Origin of the sequence: Shewanella sp. 1CM18E, assembly GCF_023161665.1 — a bacterium.
Classification (GTDB): Bacteria; Pseudomonadota; Gammaproteobacteria; order Enterobacterales; family Shewanellaceae; genus Shewanella.
Genome location: NZ_JALNTW010000001.1, coordinates 86,202 through 105,655, shown reverse-complemented (window position 1 = coordinate 105,655; position 19,454 = coordinate 86,202). Strand labels below are relative to the sequence as shown.

The following is a 19,454-nucleotide window of genomic DNA, read 5'->3' as shown; positions in this document are numbered from 1 at the left end:
TCAGTAAAGCAGGGTGCAATTGTGAGTACAGAAATGGTCGTAGGAACAGGTTCAGGTTTAGCAACTGATCCACAAACATCAGGCGTGCAAGAAGAGCACAAACCAGGATTAATGGGCTCCTTAGGCGGCGTTGATATGCTGCGTCAGGTGACGATGATTTTGGCGCTGGCTATCTGTTTAGCGTTAGCTGTATTTGTAATGATTTGGGCGCAAGAGCCTGAATACCGTCCGTTAGGTGAAATGACCACCGCTGAGATGGTGCAGGTGCTTGATGTTCTTGATAAGAACCAAATCAAATACGAGATCCAAGGTGATGTCGTTAAAATCCCTGAAGATAAATATCAAGAAGTAAAAATGCTGATGAGCCGCGAAGGGCTCGACAATGTAGAAGCCAATAACGACTTTTTGAATAAAGACAGCGGCTTTGGTGTTAGTCAGCGCATGGAGCAGGCGCGTCTTAAACATAGCCAAGAACAAAACTTAGCTCGCGCAATTGAAGAACTACGCAGTGTTACCCGTGCCAAGGTTATTTTGGCCTTACCCAAAGAAAATGTATTTGCCCGTAATCGCTCAAAGCCTAGCGCGACAGTTGTTGTCAGCACCCGCCGAGTTGGATTGAGCCAAGAAGAAGTTGATTCGATTGTTGATATCGTTGCATCTGCTGTACACAATTTAGAACCAAATAAAGTTACCGTAACCGATTCAAATGGCCGCTTACTTAACTCTGGTAGCCAAGATGGTGTTTCAGCTATTGCCCGCCGCGAATTAGAAATCGTGCAGCAAAAAGAATCGGAATACCGCAATAAAATTGAATCGATTCTAATGCCAATCTTAGGCCCGGAAAACTTTACCGCTCAAGTTGACGTCAGCATGGACTTTACTGCCGTTGAGCAAACTGCCAAGCGTTATAATCCTGATTTACCTGCACTTAGAAGTGAAATGGTTGTTGAAAATAACTCTAATGGCGGCACCACTGGGGGGATTCCTGGCGCGTTATCTAATCAACCGCCAATGAACGCTGAGATCCCACAAGAAGTTAACGCCACAGAGGCTGCGACTCAAACATCTGGCAGCTCTCATAAAGAGGCTACCCGTAATTTTGAGCTTGATACCACTATTAGTCATACTCGCCAGCAAATCGGTACGTTGCGTCGAGTGAGTGTTTCTGTTGCCGTTGACTTTAAAAACGCACCGGTTGCTGAAGACGGTAGCGTGAGCCGTGTACCACGCACTGAGCAAGAGATCGCTAATATCCGTCGCTTGCTTGAAGGTGCAGTTGGTTTTAACACTCAGCGCGGAGATGTTATTGAAGTTGTTACCGTGCCATTTATGGATCAACTTATTGAAGCCGCTCCAGCACCAAAGATGTGGGAAGAGCCATGGTTTTGGCGTGCAGTTCGCTTAATCTTAGGTGCGTTAGTTATTTTGGTACTTATCTTGGCTGTTGTCCGACCTATGCTGAAAAAGCTGGTATATCCTGACAGCGTTAAAATGCCAGATGAGCCACAAATGGGCGGTGATCTAGCTGAAATTGAAGATCAATATGCCGCAGATACGTTAGGAATGTTACAGCGACCAGAAGCCGAATACAGTTATGCCGACGACGGTTCAATCTTGATCCCTAATCTGCATAAAGATGATGATATGATCAAAGCAATCCGTGCATTAGTGGCAAATGAGCCTGAATTATCGACACAAGTCGTGAAGAACTGGTTACTTGAAGATGACAAATGAGATTAGTGTAGAGGCAAAAACTGACGCGGCTGCGTTTAAGCCAAGTGATTTAAATGGCATTGAAAAAACAGCTATTTTATTGCTGAGTTTAAGCGAGAGTGACGCAGCGTCAATTTTAAAGCACCTTGAACCAAAACAAGTACAAAAAGTCGGTATGGCCATGGCGGCAATGCAAGATTTTGGTCAAGAAAAAGTAATAGGTGTGCATAAGCTGTTTCTCGATGATATTCAAAAGTATTCTTCAATCGGCTTTAATAGCGAAGAATTTGTGCGTAAAGCACTAACAGCTGCGCTAGGTGAAGATAAAGCCGGTAATCTGATTGAACAGATTATAATGGGCAGTGGCGCTAAAGGTCTGGACTCATTGAAATGGATGGATGCACGCCAAGTTGCAACTATTATTCAAAACGAGCACCCGCAGATCCAAACGATTGTACTGTCTTACCTAGAGCCAGATCAGGCTGCTGAAATCTTTGCTCAATTCCCTGAAAATACCCGTTTAGATCTGATGATGCGTATTGCTAACCTTGAAGAGGTGCAGCCTGCGGCTCTGCAAGAATTGAACGATATCATGGAGAAACAATTTGCCGGCCAAGGCGGTGCTCAAGCGGCGAAGATGGGCGGCTTAAAAGCTGCCGCCAATATTATGAACTACCTCGATACTGGAGTAGAAAGTCACTTGATGGAAACTATGCGTGAATCTGATGAAGAGATGGCGCAGCAGATCCAAGACTTAATGTTTGTATTTGAAAACCTAACCGATGTCGATGACATGGGCATTCAGGTATTACTACGTGAAGTGCAGCAAGATGTGCTGATGAAAGCATTGAAAGGCGCTGATGATCAGCTTAAAGAAAAACTGCTTGGCAACATGTCAAAACGTGCTGCTGAGTTACTCAGAGATGACTTGGAAGCGATGGGACCAATTCGTATCAGCGAAGTTGAAGTTGCGCAAAAAGAAATTCTATCGATAGCGCGTCGCTTAAGCGATAGCGGTGAAATTATGCTTGGCGGTGGCGGCGGTGAAGAGTTCTTATAATGACTGAACCTAAAAAGCCCCAAGGTGCGAGCCTTATCAGCGCGGAAGATTTTGGTCACTGGGATCTGCCTGATATTAGCCAGGAGCTCGACCCTCAATCATTGAATATGTTTGGTCGCAATAGTCTGCAGCTACCAGAAGATGATGAGTGCGAAGCAGAATCTATCTTGCCACCTACTTTGAGCGAAATTGAAGATATTCGAGCTCACGCAGAGCAAGAAGGGTTCGCTGAAGGCCAAGACAAAGGTTACAGCGAAGGGCTTGAAAAAGGTCGTTTAGAAGGCTTAGAGCAAGGCCATAATGAGGGCTTTTCTCAAGGGCAACAACAAGGCTATGAAGAAGGCCTACAATCTGCAACAGAAATGATTGCGCGTTTTGAACAGTTAATTGGTCAATTTGAAGCACCACTGGCGATCCTTGATACTGAAATTGAGAAAGAGTTACTAGCAACCAGCATGACGCTGGCAAAAGTCGTGATTGGCCATGAGCTAAAAACCTACCCTGAACATATTTTATCTGCGCTGCGTCAAGGTGTTGACTCCTTGCCAATCAAAGAGCAAAAGGTCAATTTACGTTTAGCACCTAGCGATGAAAAACTGGTGAGAGAGCTTTATTCGCAAGCTCAATTGGAGCGTAATCGTTGGGAAATCGAAATCGATCCAAGCCTAGGCGCTGGTGATTGTATTATCGATAGTGGTCGCAGCCATATTGATATGACGGTTGAAACGCGTATGCAACATGTGTTTAGTGAACTCGATAAGCATCAGCAAGACTTAACTCAACTTAAAGAGCAGCAAGAAGAGTCATTATTAGTCACTCGTGCGCAAAGTGTGCCACAGACTCATGCTGAAGCGGATCAAATAGACTCGGTTAACGCCGAAGCGGCCACATCAAACAGTCCTGAAGGTGAGCATGACAACACGTCAGCACCAACTGCGCAGTAAACTCGCACAGCATCAGCAAAAAATTCATCCTTTTGTAGTTGAGGCAAGTGGTCAGCTGGTACGAGTGGTTGGCTTAACACTTGAAGCAACGGGCTGCCGCGCAGCCGTTGGCAGCTTGTGCGCAATTGAAACCATGGCCGGCAATCTTATTGCAGAGGTGATTGGGTTTGATGATCAGCTGCTATACCTAATGCCGATTGAAGAGCTTCGTGGCGTATTACCTGGTGCTAAAGTCACCCCACTTGGTGAGCAGTCAGGCCTTAACGTAGGTTTATCTTTGCTAGGCCGAGTATTAGATGGTAGCGGCCAACCCATTGATGGCTTAGGTAACTTAAAAACAGATCAAAAAGCGTCAAGTCATGTTGCGGCAATCAACCCGCTAGCAAGGCGAGCCATTAGTGAGCCGCTAGATGTGGGCGTAAGAGCAATTAACGCCATGCTAACTGTTGGTAAAGGCCAACGTATGGGCTTATTTGCGGGCTCTGGTGTGGGTAAAAGTGTGCTGCTTGGTATGATGACTCGTGGTACCAACGCCGACATTATTGTGGTTGGCTTAGTCGGCGAGCGTGGCCGAGAGGTTAAAGAGTTTATTGAAGAGATTTTAGGCCCAGAAGGACGAGCACGTTCTGTGGTTGTTGCAGCGCCCGCCGACACGTCACCTTTGATGCGTCTTCGCGCGTGTGAGACGTCGACTCGTATTGCTGAGTACTTTCGAGATCTCGGCTATAACGTCCTGCTGTTAATGGATAGTTTGACCCGCTACGCCCAAGCTCAGCGTGAAATTGCTTTAGCTGTTGGTGAGCCGCCAGCGACTAAAGGGTATCCGCCGTCAGTATTTGCAAAGCTGCCTAAACTGGTAGAGCGCGCTGGCAATGGTGGCGGTACACAAGGCTCTATTACTGCGTTTTATACCGTATTAACCGAAGGCGATGATCTACAAGATCCTATTGCGGACGCTTCACGTGCGATTTTAGATGGCCACATTGTTTTATCACGCCAACTGGCAGACTCTGGTCATTATCCTGCCATTGATATTGAAGCTTCTATCAGCCGTGTTGCCCCAATGGTGATAAGTGCTGAACATCTAGAAGCTATGCGTAAAGTAAAACAGGTTTATTCGCTTTATCAGCAAAACAAGGATTTGATTTCGATTGGTGCATATAGCCAAGGTAGCGATCCACGTATCGATAACGCCATTCGTTTACAGCCCGCTATGAATGCGTTTTTACGCCAAACCATGAAAGATTCAGTGACGTTTGAAAGTAGTGCATTAATGTTGAGTCAAATGGGCGCCCAATGCCAAGTTTAATCAACGTAACAATTGCAAAAACGAGCCTGAGAAAACAGTGCTTAGTAACACTCGCTTTGACCAATATAGGTGCAGTGAAACATGGCTAGACCCGACCCATTACACTTGGTATTAAAATTGGCGGTGGAGGCTGAAGAGCAAGCATCTATGCAGCTTCGCTCTGCTGAATTTGAGTTACAAAGACGCCAGAGTCAATTGACAGCCTTACAAAACTATCGTCTAGACTATATGAAGCAGATGGAGCAGCAACAAGGGCAGAGTATCAGCGCAAGTAATTATCATCAGTTTCATCAGTTTGTAAGACAAGTTGATACCGCGATTGGTCAACAGATTCATGCGGTAAAAGAAGCTGATAATCAAAAGCAGCACAGGCAAGTTAATTGGCAAACCAAGCAGCAAAAGCGCAAAGCGGTTGAGTTGTTATTGGCTAATAAAGCTGAGAAAGCGAAATTAGCTGAATTACGTAGCGAGCAAAAGATGATAGACGAGTTTGCATCGCAGCAGTTTTATCGCAGACGCTAGTTGCGAGCAGCAAATTATTGAAAATGTTCAGCCTGCTCCCGGGCATTCATCATACCAATAACGCTGCATTTTCTTACCGTTCCCCTTTTCGAATAACACTCCATTATTTAGAAGTTAAAATTGCTTTTCTGGCACCAGTATTGCATTCACTACGGTTAATACACAATAAATGGCACATAAAGCCGTTATTTTGACTTGGTAACCGCATAGGTTCAGTTCGGTTTGTTAACGCTGATGGAGAAATCATGCAGCAGATGAACAATATTTTTCTTAGCAGCCCTGAACAAGGGAAAAAGGCTGTTCAGTCTCAGAGTCAGTCTGGCATAGAGAGTCGCTCTAGCAGTCTTACTAACGCACAAGACGCTAATCGTTTTTCAACTGAGCTTGAGAAGGCGGCCAACTCTGAACAGGTAAGTGTTGCAAATCAATCTCTTAACGAAGAAACTCAAGAGTCTAACAAAGATAATCAGGCTGCGAATGATGATGGCTTGAAAGAATCCAAACGCCTAAGCGAATCAAACAAAGACACTGCAGGCAACAATAGCGGAGATGCTGAGTTTACAGATAAAGATGATGTCAGCCATGTGCTAGCGCAAATCAATTTAGCTAGCCAATTTTCTGCGGGGAATGAAACCGATAGTCAGCTTGCCGCTCACGGCGAAAGCTTGCCGTTATCAACCGAGGCAGACAGCGATGCGGCTATCGATGACCTAACAGATCTTAGTGTTGAAACATTACCTGATGAAGTTTTACTGACATTAAGCATGCAGTCTGGTTTAACTGAGCAAGAATTGTCTCAGTTGTCAGTTCCAGAATTAAAGGCGCTGTTACAACAAGGTAATTTTGTTGATGCTAGCGGTAAACCAAGCGCTGAATTATTAGCTGCAATGTCTGTTGCTAATGGCGCTAACATCAACAGCTCTAACTCCGGAGTTAGCGCAACTGCTGGACAGACTGCAGATATGAATAGTTCAAATTCTGCAGCGATGCAAAATACAGTCGATAGCAACAAGCTTGATGAAACAAAGCTTGCAAATGACAGTAAACTGCCAAATGAAAATAAAGACATTTTTGGTAAAGAGCTTAACGCTGCTGGAGCCAATGCTGCTGAGTTATCAAAATCGACTAAACAAGGTGAGCTTAATGCTGGCAGCAGTGCAGCGAATCAAGCAGCTAACAGCACAGTTGCAAATGAGCTATTAAAAAATGCAGAACTTACGGTCAAAATGAGCCCAGCTCAGGCTGGATTAGAAGCTAACTTAACCAGCGAACTGAGCTCTGTACAAGACAGCAAATCATTGACGGCGCTGCAGCAACAATTGCAGCAAACCGCAGCTAATCGTCAAGAGCTCCCGCAATTACATGCATCGTTAAAGCAAGCTGGCGAAGCTACACCTTCAATGCAGCAGATGATCCAACGATTTGCGCCGGTAATGAACCAGCAGCTGATCACTATGGTAAGCAACGGTGTGCAGCAAGCTGAGATCCGCCTCGACCCTCCTGAACTAGGGCAGATGATGGTGCGCATTCAAGTTCAAGGCGATAACACTCAAGTGCAATTTCAAGTAAGCCAGCACCAAACAAGAGATCTTGTTGAGCAAGCCATGCCAAGATTGCGGGAAATGCTAGCTGAGCAAGGTATGCAGCTCACCGATGGTCAAGTGTCACAAGGTAACGGTGGCCAAGGGCAGGGCGAAGGGACTAACGAGCGTGGAAGTGGCTCAGGAATGCACGATGTGGATGAAATTTCAGCAGAAGAGTTGCTGGTAAGGTCAAATCTATCAACAAGTTCTGCTTCAGGTATAGATTATTACGCATAAGCAGGTAACCTATAGCAAATAAAAACAACCGCTAAAGGCGCTCGCGCAAATTGGCGTAGCGACGGAGAAGCCAAATGGCAGAAGAAGCAAGCTTAGAGCTAGAAGACAATACTGAGCCTAAAAGTAAAAAGAAGCTGATTTTATTTGGCGTTATCGGTGTTGTGCTTATTATCATTATTGCTGTTACTGCATGGATGTTATTAAGCTCTGATGATGCGCCAGTCGCGAATCCTGGTGAAGACGTTGTTGTAGAGCAGCCGGTTTCCAGTGGTAAAGAAGCATTTTACGCTGCAATGCCAAGACCTTTCTTATTTAACTTATCTGATAATGGCCGCACGCGTTTAGTTGAAATTAAAGTGCAGCTTATGGTGCGTGGTACTGATGACGATACGCTGATTAAGAAACACATTCCTTTGATTGAAGATGCGTTGCTAACCACTTTTAGTAGTGCAGATATTCAAAAGATGAGCTCTCCTGCAGGTAAAGATGAACTGCGTTTGCTAGCGCTGAGAAATGTGCAAAATACACTGCAACCAGTAACCGGTCGTACAGTGGTGGAAAAAGTATTATTTACTGGCTTTGTCATGCAATAAAGTGAGGCGAAGCAAAGTTCGTAAAGTCATTGCCGTAAATTAATAGGCGATAACTTATTAAGTTTTAGTTTATAACGTAACAGTTGATGAAAGTAGGTTTTTAAAGTGAAGGCGATATCGTGAGTGACTTATTAAGCCAAGACGAAATTGATGCGCTGCTCCATGGCGTCGATGATGTTGATGAAGACATTATTGATGATAATGAGCTAGACGCACGCTCCTATGATTTCTCGTCGCAAGACAGAATTGTTCGTGGGCGGATGCCAACGCTTGAGATTGTTAACGAGCGTTTTGCGCGTCATTTACGGATCAGCATGTTTAACATGATGCGCCGCGCAGCAGAAGTGTCGATCAACGGCGTGCAAATGCTTAAGTTTGGTGAGTACGTACATACCTTATTCGTCCCAACCAGCTTGAATATGGTGCGTTTTAGTCCGCTAAAAGGCACTGCATTAATCACCATGGAAGCGCGTCTGGTATTTATCTTAGTGGATAACTTTTTTGGTGGTGATGGCCGTTTTCACGCTAAAATCGAAGGTCGCGAATTTACCCCTACTGAACGTCGTATTGTGCAGCTGCTGCTTAAAATAATCTTCGAAGATTATAAAGATGCATGGGCACCAGTGATGGATGTGCAGTTCGATTATCTTGACTCAGAAGTTAATCCGGCTATGGCCAACATTGTTAGCCCAACCGAGGTTGTTGTGGTTAGCTCATTCCATATTGAAGTCGATGGTGGCGGTGGTGATTTCCACATTACGATGCCGTACTCGATGATTGAGCCTATCCGTGAACTACTCGATGCCGGTGTACAAAGTGATACTCAAGACACAGACATGCGTTGGTCTCAAGCTTTGCGCGATGAGATCATGGATGTTGATGTGGGTATTGATGCCACAGTAGTTGAACATAAAGTCACATTAAGAGAAGTGCTTGAGTTTAAAGCCGGTGATGTGATCCCCGTTGAGCTACCTGAACACATTATTTTGAAGGTTGAAGATTTACCAACTTACAGATGTAAGATGGGCCGCTCAAAAGAAAATCTAGCGTTAAAAATCTGCGAGCAAATTCCGCGACCAGAAACAGTAAAATCAGAGTTGCAGCTTGTCACTCACAAAGGACGAGCGCGTGATCGCTCAGAGATATAAGGTAGAAAGTAAATGAGTACAGATACGGATGATTGGGCTGCAGCGATGGCAGAGCAAGCGATTGAAGAAGCAAAGGCAGTAGAGTTGGACGAGTTTAGTAACGATAGTACGCCATTGAGCGAAGAAGAAGCATCAAAGCTTGATGCGATTATGGATATTCCAGTAACCATTTCGATGGAAGTGGGCCGCAGTTTTATTAATATCCGTAATTTACTGCAATTAAACCAAGGCTCAGTTGTTGAGCTTGATCGCGTTGCAGGTGAACCGCTTGATGTTATGGTTAACGGCACCTTAATTGCCCACGGTGAAGTGGTTGTGGTGAATGATAAATTCGGCATTCGTTTAACTGACGTGATTAGCCAAACAGAGCGAATTAAAAAGCTAAAATAATAAAAATATTAGGGATTGTTGATGAGCTTTAATTTGGTTTTAGCCAGCCTTGCTGGTGCTGAGACGCAAGTGAGTACTGCGGCTAACGTAACGAGCAATACCGCAAGCTCTGCATCAAGTATTGCGACGCTTTCAAGTATGGTTGGCGGGCTCATTGTTGTTTTGGTTCTTATTTTCTTTTTGGCTTACCTAGTAAAGCGCTTTAATTTGGTGCCGAGTAGCCAAGGAGTATTAAAGACCATTGCTGTAACGCCATTAGGCCAAAAAGAGAAACTCGTTTTGGTCGAAGTAGATGGTCAACAATACTTGCTTGGGGTAACGCCAAATCAGGTGAGCTTGGTGGATAAGTTAGCGCAACCTGTTGAAGTTGCAACAGAGTCCTTTGCCACCCGTCTAAGACAAGCGAAGCAATCACAATGATGAAATGGATTTTACTTGTTGCCGGATTGGCGATGTCGGTGTCTGCGCCGGCATTGGCCGAAAACGGCATTTTGCCTGCGGTAACAGTATCAACTGGCAGCGACGGTTCTACCCAGTACTCAGTAACGATGCAAATTTTGTTACTGATGACAGCGCTAAGCTTTATTCCGGCGATGGTTATTATGTTGACCTCGTTTACGCGGATTATTGTGGTGCTGTCAATTTTGCGTCAAGCTATTGGTCTGCAGCAAACGCCATCTAATCAAGTGTTGATCGGCATTAGTATGTTTTTGACATTTTTTATCATGTCACCTGTGTTTGATAAAATTTATGATCAAGCGGTACAACCTTACATTGAGCAAGGTATGCCGCTACAAGAAGCATTTACTTCAGGTCAGGGGCCGCTAAAGGATTTTATGTTAGCGCAAACACGGCTAACTGATTTGAATACTTTTATTGAGATCTCTGGCTATCAGGGCATTAATGAGCCTGAAGATGCCCCGATGACAGTGATTATTCCAGCTTTTATTACTAGCGAACTCAAAACTGCATTCCAAATTGGCTTTATGTTATTCGTGCCTTTTTTAGTGCTGGATTTAGTGGTTGCCAGTATTTTGATGGCCATGGGTATGATGATGTTATCGCCAATGATTGTATCATTACCCTTTAAAATCATGCTTTTTGTGCTGGTTGATGGTTGGAGCCTAGTGATGGGTACATTAGCGAATAGTTTTGGATTATAGGTAAGCTATGAGTCCTGAAGCACTGATAGATATCTTCCGCGAAGCACTGGCTGTGATTGTAATCATTGTATCGATGATTATTGTGCCAGGCCTTATCATTGGTCTTATTGTCGCAGTGTTTCAAGCCGCTACCTCGATTAACGAACAAACACTGAGTTTTCTACCACGTTTGTTGACTACCTTATTGGCTCTAATGTTAATGGGTCATATGTTAGTGCAGATGATGATGGACTTCTTTTTTCAGATGGTGGACATGATCCCCCAAGTGATTGGCTAACTCATGAAAGTGCTAGGTTAACTATGGAGATAATGCTCGATACCATAATGGATGGTATTGCTGGTTATCTTTGGCCGTTAACACGGATCTCTAGCATGTTTATGGTCATGGCAGTATTTGGCGCAACCACCACTCCCACCCGTGTTCGCTTACTATTGTCGGTTACCGTAACTGCAGCAGTCGCCCCGGTATTACCTGCAATGCCAAGTATTGATCTGTTTTCACTTAGCGCCGCATTCGTTACTGCTCAGCAGATTATTATTGGCGTAGCCATGGGCTTTGCCACATTGCTATTAATGCAAACTTTTGTATTAACCGGGCAAATTATTGGTATGCAAACCAGTTTAGGTTTTGCTTCTATGGTCGACCCAAGCTCAGGTCAACAAACTCCGGTAATTGGTAACTTTTTCCTGCTGTTAACGACGATGATTTTTCTCGCGGTAGATGGTCATTTATTACTGATCAAAATGGTCATAGCCAGTTTTGACTCTATTCCTGTGTCAATGCAGGGGCTAAGCCTTACAGGTTATCGCTTATTTACTGAATTTGTGGGTTATATGTTTGGCGCTGCACTAACAATGTCGTTATCAGCGATTGTAGCGCTATTAACCATTAACTTAGCCTTTGGTGTGATGACGCGAGCGTCACCGCAACTAAACATTTTTGCAGTGGGTTTTCCGGTGACTATGGTCGCGGGGCTCTTTATTTTGTGGTTAACCTTATCTCCTATCATGTCGCATTTTGATGAGGTGTGGCGTGAAACTCAAATACTATTGTGTAATGCATTGGAGCTGCAGTGCAAAGTTGATGGCGGGCTTAACTAATGTTAAGCGCTTATATTACTTTTATTTGGCAAGCGGTACTAATCGTGCCCGGGCTTTGCCTCCTCGATAAGGGAGGTCGTCTCTAAATGTCGGAGAATGACAGCAGCCAAGAAAAAACAGAAGAAGCAACCTCCAGAAAACTGCAACAGGCCAAAGACAAAGGGCAGGTTGCACGCTCGAAAGAACTCGGTACCTCTGCAGTTCTCATCGCGGCATCGGTCGGCTTATTAATGACCGGACCAGATATGGCGCAAGCACTGCACAACATTATGACCAAGCTGTTTACCTTAAGCCGTGACGATATCTTTGACACTAATCAAATGATGAACGTTTGGGGCATGGTTGGTAGCGAGCTTGCAGTGCCTCTATTTGGTTTTATCTTGTTTTTAGCGCTAATTGCCTTTGCTGGTAATGTTGCCTTAGGCGGGATGTCTTTTTCCGTTAAAGCCTTTATGCCTAAAGCCAGTAAGATGAGCCCGGTTGCAGGCTTTAAGCGGATGTTTGGTGTGCAGGCATTAGTTGAGCTTACCAAAGGAATCGCTAAGTTTTCGGTAGTGGCTATCACGGCTTATTTACTGCTAACGATTTACCTCAATGACATTTTATTACTGTCACAGGAGCATCTTCCCGGCAATATTTATCACGCAATGGATATTGTGGTGTGGATTTTCATTCTGCTGTGCGCCTCGACATTTTTAATTGTGGTGATTGATGTGCCATTCCAAGTATGGAATCACGCTAAGCAGCTAAAGATGACGAAGCAAGAAGTTAAAGATGAATACAAAGACACTGAGGGTAAACCTGAGGTTAAAGGCCGTATTCGTCAACTACAACATGAAATGTCACAAAGACGTATGATGGGCGAAGTGCCCAATGCTGATGTGATTGTGGTTAACCCTGAGCACTATGCTGTGGCGGTTAAATACGACGCAGCTAAATCTACTGCACCGTTTGTAGTGGCTAAGGGCGTTGATGAAGTCGCTTTTAAAATTCGTGAAATTGCCCGCGAGCATGATGTCGCTATCGTGTCGGCGCCACCTCTTGCCAGAGCTATTTTCCATACAACCAAAATTGATCAAGAGATCCCCGAAGGACTCTTTACCGCGGTAGCACAAGTATTGGCGTATGTTTTTCAGTTACGTCAATATCAGAAAGGTAAAGGGCGACGTCCAAATCCTATTCCGGTGAAGCAACCTATTCCTGATGAGTTAAAGCATTAATAGTTTAAGGTTTTGAGTAAAAAAACAACGTTTGGCTGCGTTGATATTCTTTGCGTATCGCTTTCAGGGTATAGTCGTCAAAATAGGCATAAACCAATAATTGGTACAGTATTTGCTGCCTAAGCAGCAGACGTCAAAGATCGGACTCAGGGTGAATGGAATTTAAAGCAAGTCTAGGCCAATTAAAACAGATAAAGCCTGCGCATTTAAAAGGTATTGGTACGCCATTATTGGTTTTAGCCGCTCTGGCTATGATCATTTTGCCTATGCCTGCATTCCTGCTCGATATTCTTTTTACTTTCAATATTGCTCTCGCTTTAGTGGTACTTTTAGTTGCTATTTATAGTGACCGCCCATTAGATTTTGCTGCATTTCCCACAGTTCTGTTAGTCGCAACCTTGTTACGTCTTGCCCTTAACGTAGCCTCAACTCGTGTGGTTCTGCTTGAAGGTCACAATGGTGGCGATGCCGCAGGTAAGGTTATCGAAGCTTTTGGCTCGGTAGTGATTGGTGGTAACTACGCAGTTGGTTTGGTGGTGTTCTTAATTCTTATCATCATCAACTTTGCTGTTGTGACAAAAGGTGCAGGGCGAATTTCAGAGGTAAGTGCTCGCTTTACCCTTGACGCTATGCCTGGTAAGCAAATGGCAATTGATGCTGACTTAAACGCCGGCCTACTAACACAAGAACAAGCTCGACTAAGGCGTGCAGAAGTGACCCGTGAAGCGGATTTTTACGGTGCGATGGACGGTGCGTCAAAGTTTGTAAAAGGTGATGCCATTGCCGGTATTTTAATTCTGGTTATTAATATCGTCGGTGGCTTTATTATCGGTATAGCTCAGCATGATTTAGATTTTGCTTCTGCGGTAGAGATTTACACCTTGCTTACCATTGGTGATGGCCTAGTTGCCCAGATCCCAGGTTTGTTATTGTCAATTGCAGCGGCTTTAATGGTGACCCGCCAAAACGAGTCTGGCGATATGGGCGAAATGGTTATGGGGCAGATGTTTGACAGCCCTAAAGCATTAACCATTGCTGCTGCCGTAATGTTTGTAATGGGTATCGTGCCAGGGATGCCGCATTTTGTATTTCTTTCATGTGCAGCACTCGCTGCAGGCGGCGCGTATTTTATCAAGAAGAAACTTGAAACTGACCGCGAACGCGCACTTGAAGTTGCTAAAGCTGGACCTACAGAGCCAAGAGATACTCAGCCGAAAGAGTTGAGTTGGGATGACGTACAACATGTTGACACGATTGGACTTGAAGTGGGTTATCGCTTAATTCCGCTTGTTGATAAAGGCCAAGGCGGCGAATTACTCGGCCGTATTAAGGGCGTACGTAAAAAACTGTCTCAAGAGTTAGGTTTCCTAGTCCCCGCGGTGCATATCCGCGACAACTTAGATTTGTCACCCAATGCTTACCGGATCTCATTGATGGGGGTTTCTTCTGGTGAAGCTGAAATTCGTCACGACTGTGAGTTGGCGATTAACCCTGGGCAAGTTTACGGCAAGCTCGATGGTATCGAGACTAAAGATCCTGCCTTTGGCTTAGATGCGGTTTGGATTGCGCCAGCAATGCGCGAGCACGCGCAAACTCTTGGCTACACGGTAGTCGATGCTTCAACGGTAGTGGCCACTCACATCAGCCAGTTATTGAGCAATAATGCGGCTAAATTACTTGGCTACGAGGAAGTACAGCAATTACTTGAAATGCTTGGTAAGCACTCACCTAAGTTAGTTGATGGCTTTATACCTGATGTTATGCCGTTAGGTACAGTGGTTAAAGTGATGCAAAACCTACTTAATGAAGGCGTGTCTATTCGTGACATGAAGACCATAGTACAAACCTTACTTGAGTATGGTCCAAAGAGTAATGACACCGAAGTGTTAACCGCAGCGGTGCGTATCGCATTAAAACGCATGATTGTTCAAGAGATCAGCGGACCTGAACTTGAAATTCCCGTCATAACTTTGGCGCCAGAGTTGGAACAAATGTTGCATCAGTCAATGCAAGCAACAGGTGGTGATGGTCCAAATATTGAACCTAGCCTTGCAGAACGTATGCAAAAGTCGTTAGTTGATGCAACGCAGCGTCAAGAAATGGTTGGACAGCCGGCAATTTTATTGACGTCAGGCATGTTACGTTCAACATTATCGCGCTTTGTTAAGCACACGATTCCAAATTTACGAGTCATCTCTTATCAAGAGGTGCCCGATGAGAAGCAAATACGCATCGTCTCGGCAGTAGGTCAGTAGAGGTCGAATAATTGAAGATTAAAAGATTTTTAGCAAAAGACATGCGATCGGCCTTAGCCCAAGTAAAAGAAACCTTGGGCTCAGATGCGGTGATCATGTCGAATAAAAAAGTTACCGGTGGCATCGAAATTGTTGCAGCTGTTGACTATGACGAGCCAAAGCCAAAAATCGCAACGCCTAAACCAACGGCGCAAATGTTTACTGATTTATCTGAGGAAAGAGTCACGCTGGGTGGACAAACTGCTCGCTCGCCTAATGTAAGAGCGCAAAGCCAAAGCAAACCAACGCCAGCACCAGACTCATTACAAGCATTACTTGAGCGTCAACAAAGTCGTATTAGTCAGCAAACGTCATCGACTCGCAGCGATGATTTAGATATGCCGGAGTGGGCTAAAGGTTTGCAGGCACAAATGCCACAAAAGGCTGAGCCTAAGAAAGCTGAGTTTACCCCTAATCGCACGCCAGACAGTTATAACAGCGCTAAAAATAACAGCGCAGAAATGGATGCGATGAAAGAGGAACTCGCTTCTATTCGCAGTTTATTAACGCACCAAGTTAGCAGTTTGATGGTTGAGCAGAAAAAACGTGTTGATCCTGTCGGCGCAATGCTCGAAAGCAAATTGCTTGAAGCTGAATTTTCACCGTCGATTGCCAAAAAATTGTCGAGTTTAAGTGAGCACTATACTCCTGCTGAACTTGTGGCTTCGTTGCCACGCAGTCTTGCAAACTTACTTGATAACCAAGGCGACGATATTGTTCGTAAAGGCGGTGTGGTCGCTTTTGTGGGGCCAACAGGTGTCGGAAAGACGACGACTGTGGCTAAATTGGCGGCTCGATTTGCGGCGCATCATGGTTCAGATCAAGTTGCATTAATTACCACCGACCATTATCGCATTGGAGCCTTTGAGCAATTAGCAACTTATGGCAAAATAATGGGATGTCCTGTAAAACAGGCCCATGATTTTAATGAGTTAGAACAAATTCTGTATCAATTTAGAAATCGTAAACTGGTTTTAATTGATACCGCAGGCATGGGCCAAAGAGATCAGCGCTTATTTCAGCAGCTCGATAGCTTGGCGGCAAATAGCAGATTACCTATTCGTAGTTATCTGGTAATGTCTGCAACAGGTCAGCGTCGTGTGTTAGAAGATGCTGTAAAGCAGTTTACACGTATTCCGCTTTCGGGCGCGGTACTAACAAAATTAGACGAATCAATATCGTTAGCGCCAGCGTTAAGCGTATTAATTCAAAGTGGGTTGCCATTAAGTTATGTTACTGATGGGCAAAGAGTTCCTGAAGATATGCAGGTGGCTGATACTTTATCTTTAGCCAATCACGCATTAGCTGCATTAGATAACGAACCCAGAGAACAATTACAGAATAATGACGGGTCAAGCGAAATGACCTACGCATTTGAGTGAAACCATGACTCCAGATCAAGCAAGCGGTTTACGTATGATGAATCAGCCAAATAATGAAAAAGTAAAAGTAATCGCCGTATCAGGTGGTAAAGGCGGCGTGGGTAAAACTAGCGTCTCAATTAACACCGCCGTAGCGTTGGCCGAAAAAGGTAAACGCGTATTGGTATTGGATGCCGATTTAGGTCTCGCTAACGTCGATGTGATGCTAGGTTTGCGCGCTGAGCGAAATTTATCTCATGTTTTGTCCGGTGATGCCGAATTAGATGATGTGATTTTAAGAGGCCCGAAAGGGATCGGGATTATTCCGGCCACTTCAGGTACTCAAGCTATGGTTGAGTTAACTCAAGCGCAGCATGCTGGTCTTATTCGCGCATTTAGTGAAATGAGAACTCAGTTTGATATTTTGATTGTTGATACTGCAGCAGGCATTTCTGACATGGTGCTGAGTTTTTCTCGCGCCTCACAAGACGTACTGATTGTGGTTTGTGACGAGCCAACATCAATTACCGATGCTTATGCACTAATTAAAATCCTAAGTCGTGAGCATGGTGTGTTCCGCTTCAAAATTGTTGCAAATATGGTGCGCAGTTTACGAGAAGGTATGGAACTTTTTGCCAAATTAAGTAAAGTGACAGATCGATTCTTAGATGTCGCTTTAGAGTTAGTCGCGACAGTGCCATTTGATGAAAATTTACGTAAATCAGTACGTAAGCAAAAATTGATTGTTGAGGCGTTTCCGAAGTCTCCAGCTGCAATTGCTTACCAAGGTTTAGCAAATAAAATCATGAGCTGGCCGGTGCCATCACAACCTGGTGGTCATTTAGAGTTTTTTGTTGAGCGCTTAGTTCAGCGCCCTGATTATCAAGAGGATAAATCGGGTGAATAAAGCGGCTGCGTATACTCGTTTTGATAATAAGACGTCTATCGTTGAACAGTATGCACCGCTTGTAAAAAGAATAGCCCATCATCTTTTGGCTCGTTTACCTGCATCTGTGCAGTTAGATGATTTGTTACAGGCCGGTATGATGGGGCTTCTTGAAGCGTCATCAAACTTTGACGGCAGTAAAGGCGCAAAATTCGAAACCTTTGCCGGTATTCGAATTCGCGGTTCAATGTTAGATGAAATTAGACGCGGTGATTGGGTGCCGCGTTCGGTACACCGTAATCAACGCCGAGTTGCACAAGTTATTGATGAACTTGAGCAAGAGCTTGGGCGTGATGCAAAGGATACCGAAATTGCTGAACGACTTGAGATCCCGATGGAAGAGTACTACGCCATTTTAAATGACGTATCCGTTGGTAAAGTGGTTGGTATAGAAGATTTAGGTGTGGCAGTTGAAGGCGTGAGCGCTGAAGAAAGCCATGCAGATGAAGCGTTCGAGTCGCTTGCAGAAGTTGAGTTTCACTCAGCTTTGGTCGCTGCAATTAAGTTGTTACCAGAGCGGGACGCATTAGTTTTGTCACTTTATTATGATGAAGCATTAAATTTAAAAGAGATTGGCGCCATTTTAGAAGTCAGTGAATCTAGAGTGAGCCAGATCCTTAGTCAGGCAATGTTGAGGCTTAAAGGCAAGCTTAAGCATTGGACGCAAGATTAAAATTAGCAATATTGTTAGCACATTACACGCGCAGTTAAGCGCGATCCGCGGAGGAAACCTTGGATAAGAATATGAAGATCCTTGTTGTTGATGACTTTTCAACAATGAGACGGATCATTAAGAACCTATTACGTGACTTGGGGTTTAACAACACTCAAGAAGCTGATGACGGTTCGACAGCCCTACCTATGTTACAAAAAGGCGACTTTGACTTTGTCGTTACCGATTGGAACATGCCAGGCATGCAAGGTATTGACCTACTAAAAGCGATCCGCGCTGATGACAACCTAAAACACTTACCAGTGTTAATGGTCACTGCAGAAGCTAAGCGTGAGCAAATTATTGCTGCGGCGCAAGCGGGTGTAAATGGCTATGTTGTTAAACCATTTACTGCTGCGACGCTAAAAGAAAAATTAGATAAGATTTTTGAGAGACTCGGTTAATTAGGGATGAGCAATGCTGCAAGAATCTATACCGCTGATTACTCTCGAGCAAGCGCAAAGGCTAGTGATACTCCTTAATCAGGGAGAGCAAGATCAAGCAGATGAATTGGTTCGAGAAATCGCTGCGCCAATCCAAAAGGAACTTTTTGATGAAGTTGGACGTTTAACCAGACAGCTTCATAGCGCTATTGCTGACTTTCAGTTTGATAGCCGTTTAATTGAATTAGCCAATACAGAAATCCCAGATGCCAAAGAGCGTTTGACTTATGTCATTGATATGACAGAGCAAGCTGCGAATAAAACTATGGATGCTGTAGAGGAATGCCTGCCACTGGCTACTGAGCTCAATGATAATATCCAAGCAATTAAACCCGCTTGGGATAAGCTAATGCGCCGCGAACTTCCTTTGACTGAATTTAAAGCACTTTGTCACGATATACAGTTATTTGTTGATAGAAGTGAGTCAGATGCAAGCCGAGTGAAAGAGCTTTTAAATCAAATTCTTCTCGCGCAAGATTTTCAAGATCTGACTGGGCAAATGATCCGTAGAGTCATTGATTTAGTCAGAGAAGTTGAAAGTAGTTTAGTGTCTATGTTGACCGCATTTGGTGAACAGCCGGAAAACGCCGCTGATGACAAACCAAAGCGAAATGTGGAAGCCGAAGGTCCTATTATGAATGCAGAGCACCGCCAGGACGTGGTGACGGGTCAAGACGAAGTTGACGATCTGCTTTCGAGTTTAGGTTTTTAAGGG

20 protein-coding genes are annotated in these 19,454 nt (G+C 44.4%); all 20 read left to right on the top strand.

Annotation, left to right across the window (positions count from 1 at the left end; translation table 11 throughout):
* Positions 1-33: 33 nt before the first annotated feature.
* The 20 genes from fliF to MSG37_RS00375 all read left to right on the top strand — a co-directional run bounded on the left by fliF (position 34) and on the right by MSG37_RS00375 (position 19,451).
* Positions 34-1,734, top strand: a complete 1,701-nt coding sequence (fliF, locus tag MSG37_RS00470) for a flagellar basal-body MS-ring/collar protein FliF (RefSeq protein WP_248469116.1) — start codon at positions 34-36, stop codon at positions 1,732-1,734.
* Positions 1,724-2,773: a flagellar motor switch protein FliG gene (gene fliG, locus MSG37_RS00465; RefSeq protein ID WP_248468625.1), complete on the top strand. Its 1,050-nt coding sequence runs from the start codon at positions 1,724-1,726 to the stop codon at positions 2,771-2,773. The genes fliF and fliG overlap by 11 nt, the downstream gene beginning before the upstream one ends.
* On the top strand, positions 2,773-3,717 hold the full coding sequence (gene fliH / locus MSG37_RS00460; RefSeq protein WP_248468624.1) for a flagellar assembly protein FliH: 945 nt from the start codon (positions 2,773-2,775) through the stop codon (positions 3,715-3,717). The genes fliG and fliH overlap by 1 nt, the downstream gene beginning before the upstream one ends.
* Positions 3,686-5,026 (top strand): flagellar protein export ATPase FliI, encoded by a 1,341-nt coding sequence (gene fliI, locus MSG37_RS00455; protein WP_248468623.1) that lies wholly within the window; start codon positions 3,686-3,688, stop codon positions 5,024-5,026. The genes fliH and fliI overlap by 32 nt, the downstream gene beginning before the upstream one ends.
* An 81-nt stretch (positions 5,027-5,107) precedes the next feature.
* Positions 5,108-5,548, top strand: a complete 441-nt coding sequence (fliJ, locus tag MSG37_RS00450) for a flagellar export protein FliJ (protein WP_248468622.1) — start codon at positions 5,108-5,110, stop codon at positions 5,546-5,548.
* Between the two features lie 245 nt (positions 5,549-5,793).
* On the top strand, positions 5,794-7,368 hold the full coding sequence (locus MSG37_RS00445) for a flagellar hook-length control protein FliK (RefSeq protein WP_248468621.1): 1,575 nt from the start codon (positions 5,794-5,796) through the stop codon (positions 7,366-7,368).
* Positions 7,369-7,442: 74 nt separating this feature from the next.
* Positions 7,443-7,961: a flagellar basal body-associated protein FliL gene (gene fliL, locus MSG37_RS00440; RefSeq protein WP_248468620.1), complete on the top strand. Its 519-nt coding sequence runs from the start codon at positions 7,443-7,445 to the stop codon at positions 7,959-7,961.
* Between the two features lie 119 nt (positions 7,962-8,080).
* Positions 8,081-9,109: a flagellar motor switch protein FliM gene (fliM, locus tag MSG37_RS00435; protein ID WP_248468619.1), complete on the top strand. Its 1,029-nt coding sequence runs from the start codon at positions 8,081-8,083 to the stop codon at positions 9,107-9,109.
* A gap of 12 nt (positions 9,110-9,121) precedes the next feature.
* The gene (gene fliN, locus MSG37_RS00430) at positions 9,122-9,499 is read left to right on the top strand and encodes a flagellar motor switch protein FliN (RefSeq protein ID WP_248468618.1); all 378 of its coding nucleotides are present in this window, start codon (positions 9,122-9,124) and stop codon (positions 9,497-9,499) included.
* A gap of 21 nt (positions 9,500-9,520) precedes the next feature.
* A complete protein-coding gene (gene fliO / locus MSG37_RS00425) occupies positions 9,521-9,919 on the top strand; it encodes a flagellar biosynthetic protein FliO (RefSeq protein WP_248468617.1) in 399 nt (132 codons plus the stop codon).
* Positions 9,916-10,662 carry a flagellar type III secretion system pore protein FliP gene (gene fliP / locus MSG37_RS00420; protein ID WP_248468616.1) on the top strand — a complete coding sequence of 249 codons (747 nt, stop codon included), beginning with the start codon at positions 9,916-9,918 and terminating at the stop codon, positions 10,660-10,662. The genes fliO and fliP overlap by 4 nt, the downstream gene beginning before the upstream one ends.
* Before the next feature lie 7 nt (positions 10,663-10,669).
* Entirely contained in the window at positions 10,670-10,939 is a 270-nt protein-coding gene (locus MSG37_RS00415; protein ID WP_248468615.1) for a flagellar biosynthetic protein FliQ, read from the top strand.
* 23 nt (positions 10,940-10,962) lie between these two features.
* Positions 10,963-11,763, top strand: a complete 801-nt coding sequence (gene fliR / locus MSG37_RS00410) for a flagellar biosynthetic protein FliR (RefSeq protein ID WP_248468614.1) — start codon at positions 10,963-10,965, stop codon at positions 11,761-11,763.
* Positions 11,764-11,849: 86 nt separating this feature from the next.
* Positions 11,850-12,983, top strand: coding sequence for a flagellar biosynthesis protein FlhB (gene flhB, locus MSG37_RS00405; protein ID WP_248468613.1), 1,134 nt, complete (start codon positions 11,850-11,852; stop codon positions 12,981-12,983).
* Between the two features lie 155 nt (positions 12,984-13,138).
* Positions 13,139-15,238 (top strand): flagellar biosynthesis protein FlhA, encoded by a 2,100-nt coding sequence (gene flhA, locus MSG37_RS00400; protein ID WP_248468612.1) that lies wholly within the window; start codon positions 13,139-13,141, stop codon positions 15,236-15,238.
* A gap of 11 nt (positions 15,239-15,249) precedes the next feature.
* A complete protein-coding gene (gene flhF / locus MSG37_RS00395) occupies positions 15,250-16,659 on the top strand; it encodes a flagellar biosynthesis protein FlhF (protein ID WP_248468611.1) in 1,410 nt (469 codons plus the stop codon).
* 4 nt (positions 16,660-16,663) lie between these two features.
* Entirely contained in the window at positions 16,664-17,545 is an 882-nt protein-coding gene (locus MSG37_RS00390; protein WP_012154630.1) for a MinD/ParA family protein, read from the top strand.
* Complete coding sequence (locus MSG37_RS00385; protein ID WP_248468610.1) at positions 17,538-18,257, top strand: RNA polymerase sigma factor FliA; 720 nt, start codon at positions 17,538-17,540, stop codon at positions 18,255-18,257. Before MSG37_RS00390 ends, MSG37_RS00385 begins: the two co-directional genes overlap by 8 nt.
* Positions 18,258-18,316: 59 nt before the next feature.
* Positions 18,317-18,700: a chemotaxis response regulator CheY gene (gene cheY, locus MSG37_RS00380; RefSeq protein ID WP_012276572.1), complete on the top strand. Its 384-nt coding sequence runs from the start codon at positions 18,317-18,319 to the stop codon at positions 18,698-18,700.
* 13 nt (positions 18,701-18,713) lie between these two features.
* Entirely contained in the window at positions 18,714-19,451 is a 738-nt protein-coding gene (locus tag MSG37_RS00375) for a protein phosphatase CheZ (RefSeq protein WP_248468609.1), read from the top strand.
* Positions 19,452-19,454: the final 3 nt, after the last annotated feature.

Excerpts from the sequence above, each read along its gene's own strand:
- fliF (WP_248469116.1), top strand. The coding sequence starts at position 34 with ATGGTCGTAGGAACAGGTTCAGGTTTAGCAACTGATCCACAAACATCA.
- fliG (WP_248468625.1), top strand. The coding sequence starts at position 1,724 with ATGACAAATGAGATTAGTGTAGAGGCAAAAACTGACGCGGCTGCGTTT.
- fliH (WP_248468624.1), top strand. The coding sequence starts at position 2,773 with ATGACTGAACCTAAAAAGCCCCAAGGTGCGAGCCTTATCAGCGCGGAA.
- fliI (WP_248468623.1), top strand. The coding sequence starts at position 3,686 with ATGACAACACGTCAGCACCAACTGCGCAGTAAACTCGCACAGCATCAG.
- fliJ (WP_248468622.1), top strand. The coding sequence starts at position 5,108 with ATGGCTAGACCCGACCCATTACACTTGGTATTAAAATTGGCGGTGGAG.
- MSG37_RS00445 (WP_248468621.1), top strand. The coding sequence starts at position 5,794 with ATGCAGCAGATGAACAATATTTTTCTTAGCAGCCCTGAACAAGGGAAA.
- fliL (WP_248468620.1), top strand. The coding sequence starts at position 7,443 with ATGGCAGAAGAAGCAAGCTTAGAGCTAGAAGACAATACTGAGCCTAAA.
- fliN (WP_248468618.1), top strand. The coding sequence starts at position 9,122 with ATGAGTACAGATACGGATGATTGGGCTGCAGCGATGGCAGAGCAAGCG.
- fliO (WP_248468617.1), top strand. The coding sequence starts at position 9,521 with ATGAGCTTTAATTTGGTTTTAGCCAGCCTTGCTGGTGCTGAGACGCAA.
- fliP (WP_248468616.1), top strand. The coding sequence starts at position 9,916 with ATGATGAAATGGATTTTACTTGTTGCCGGATTGGCGATGTCGGTGTCT.
- MSG37_RS00415 (WP_248468615.1), top strand. The coding sequence starts at position 10,670 with ATGAGTCCTGAAGCACTGATAGATATCTTCCGCGAAGCACTGGCTGTG.
- fliR (WP_248468614.1), top strand. The coding sequence starts at position 10,963 with ATGGAGATAATGCTCGATACCATAATGGATGGTATTGCTGGTTATCTT.
- flhB (WP_248468613.1), top strand. The coding sequence starts at position 11,850 with ATGTCGGAGAATGACAGCAGCCAAGAAAAAACAGAAGAAGCAACCTCC.
- flhA (WP_248468612.1), top strand. The coding sequence starts at position 13,139 with ATGGAATTTAAAGCAAGTCTAGGCCAATTAAAACAGATAAAGCCTGCG.
- MSG37_RS00390 (WP_012154630.1), top strand. The coding sequence starts at position 16,664 with ATGACTCCAGATCAAGCAAGCGGTTTACGTATGATGAATCAGCCAAAT.
- MSG37_RS00375 (WP_248468609.1), top strand. The coding sequence starts at position 18,714 with ATGCTGCAAGAATCTATACCGCTGATTACTCTCGAGCAAGCGCAAAGG.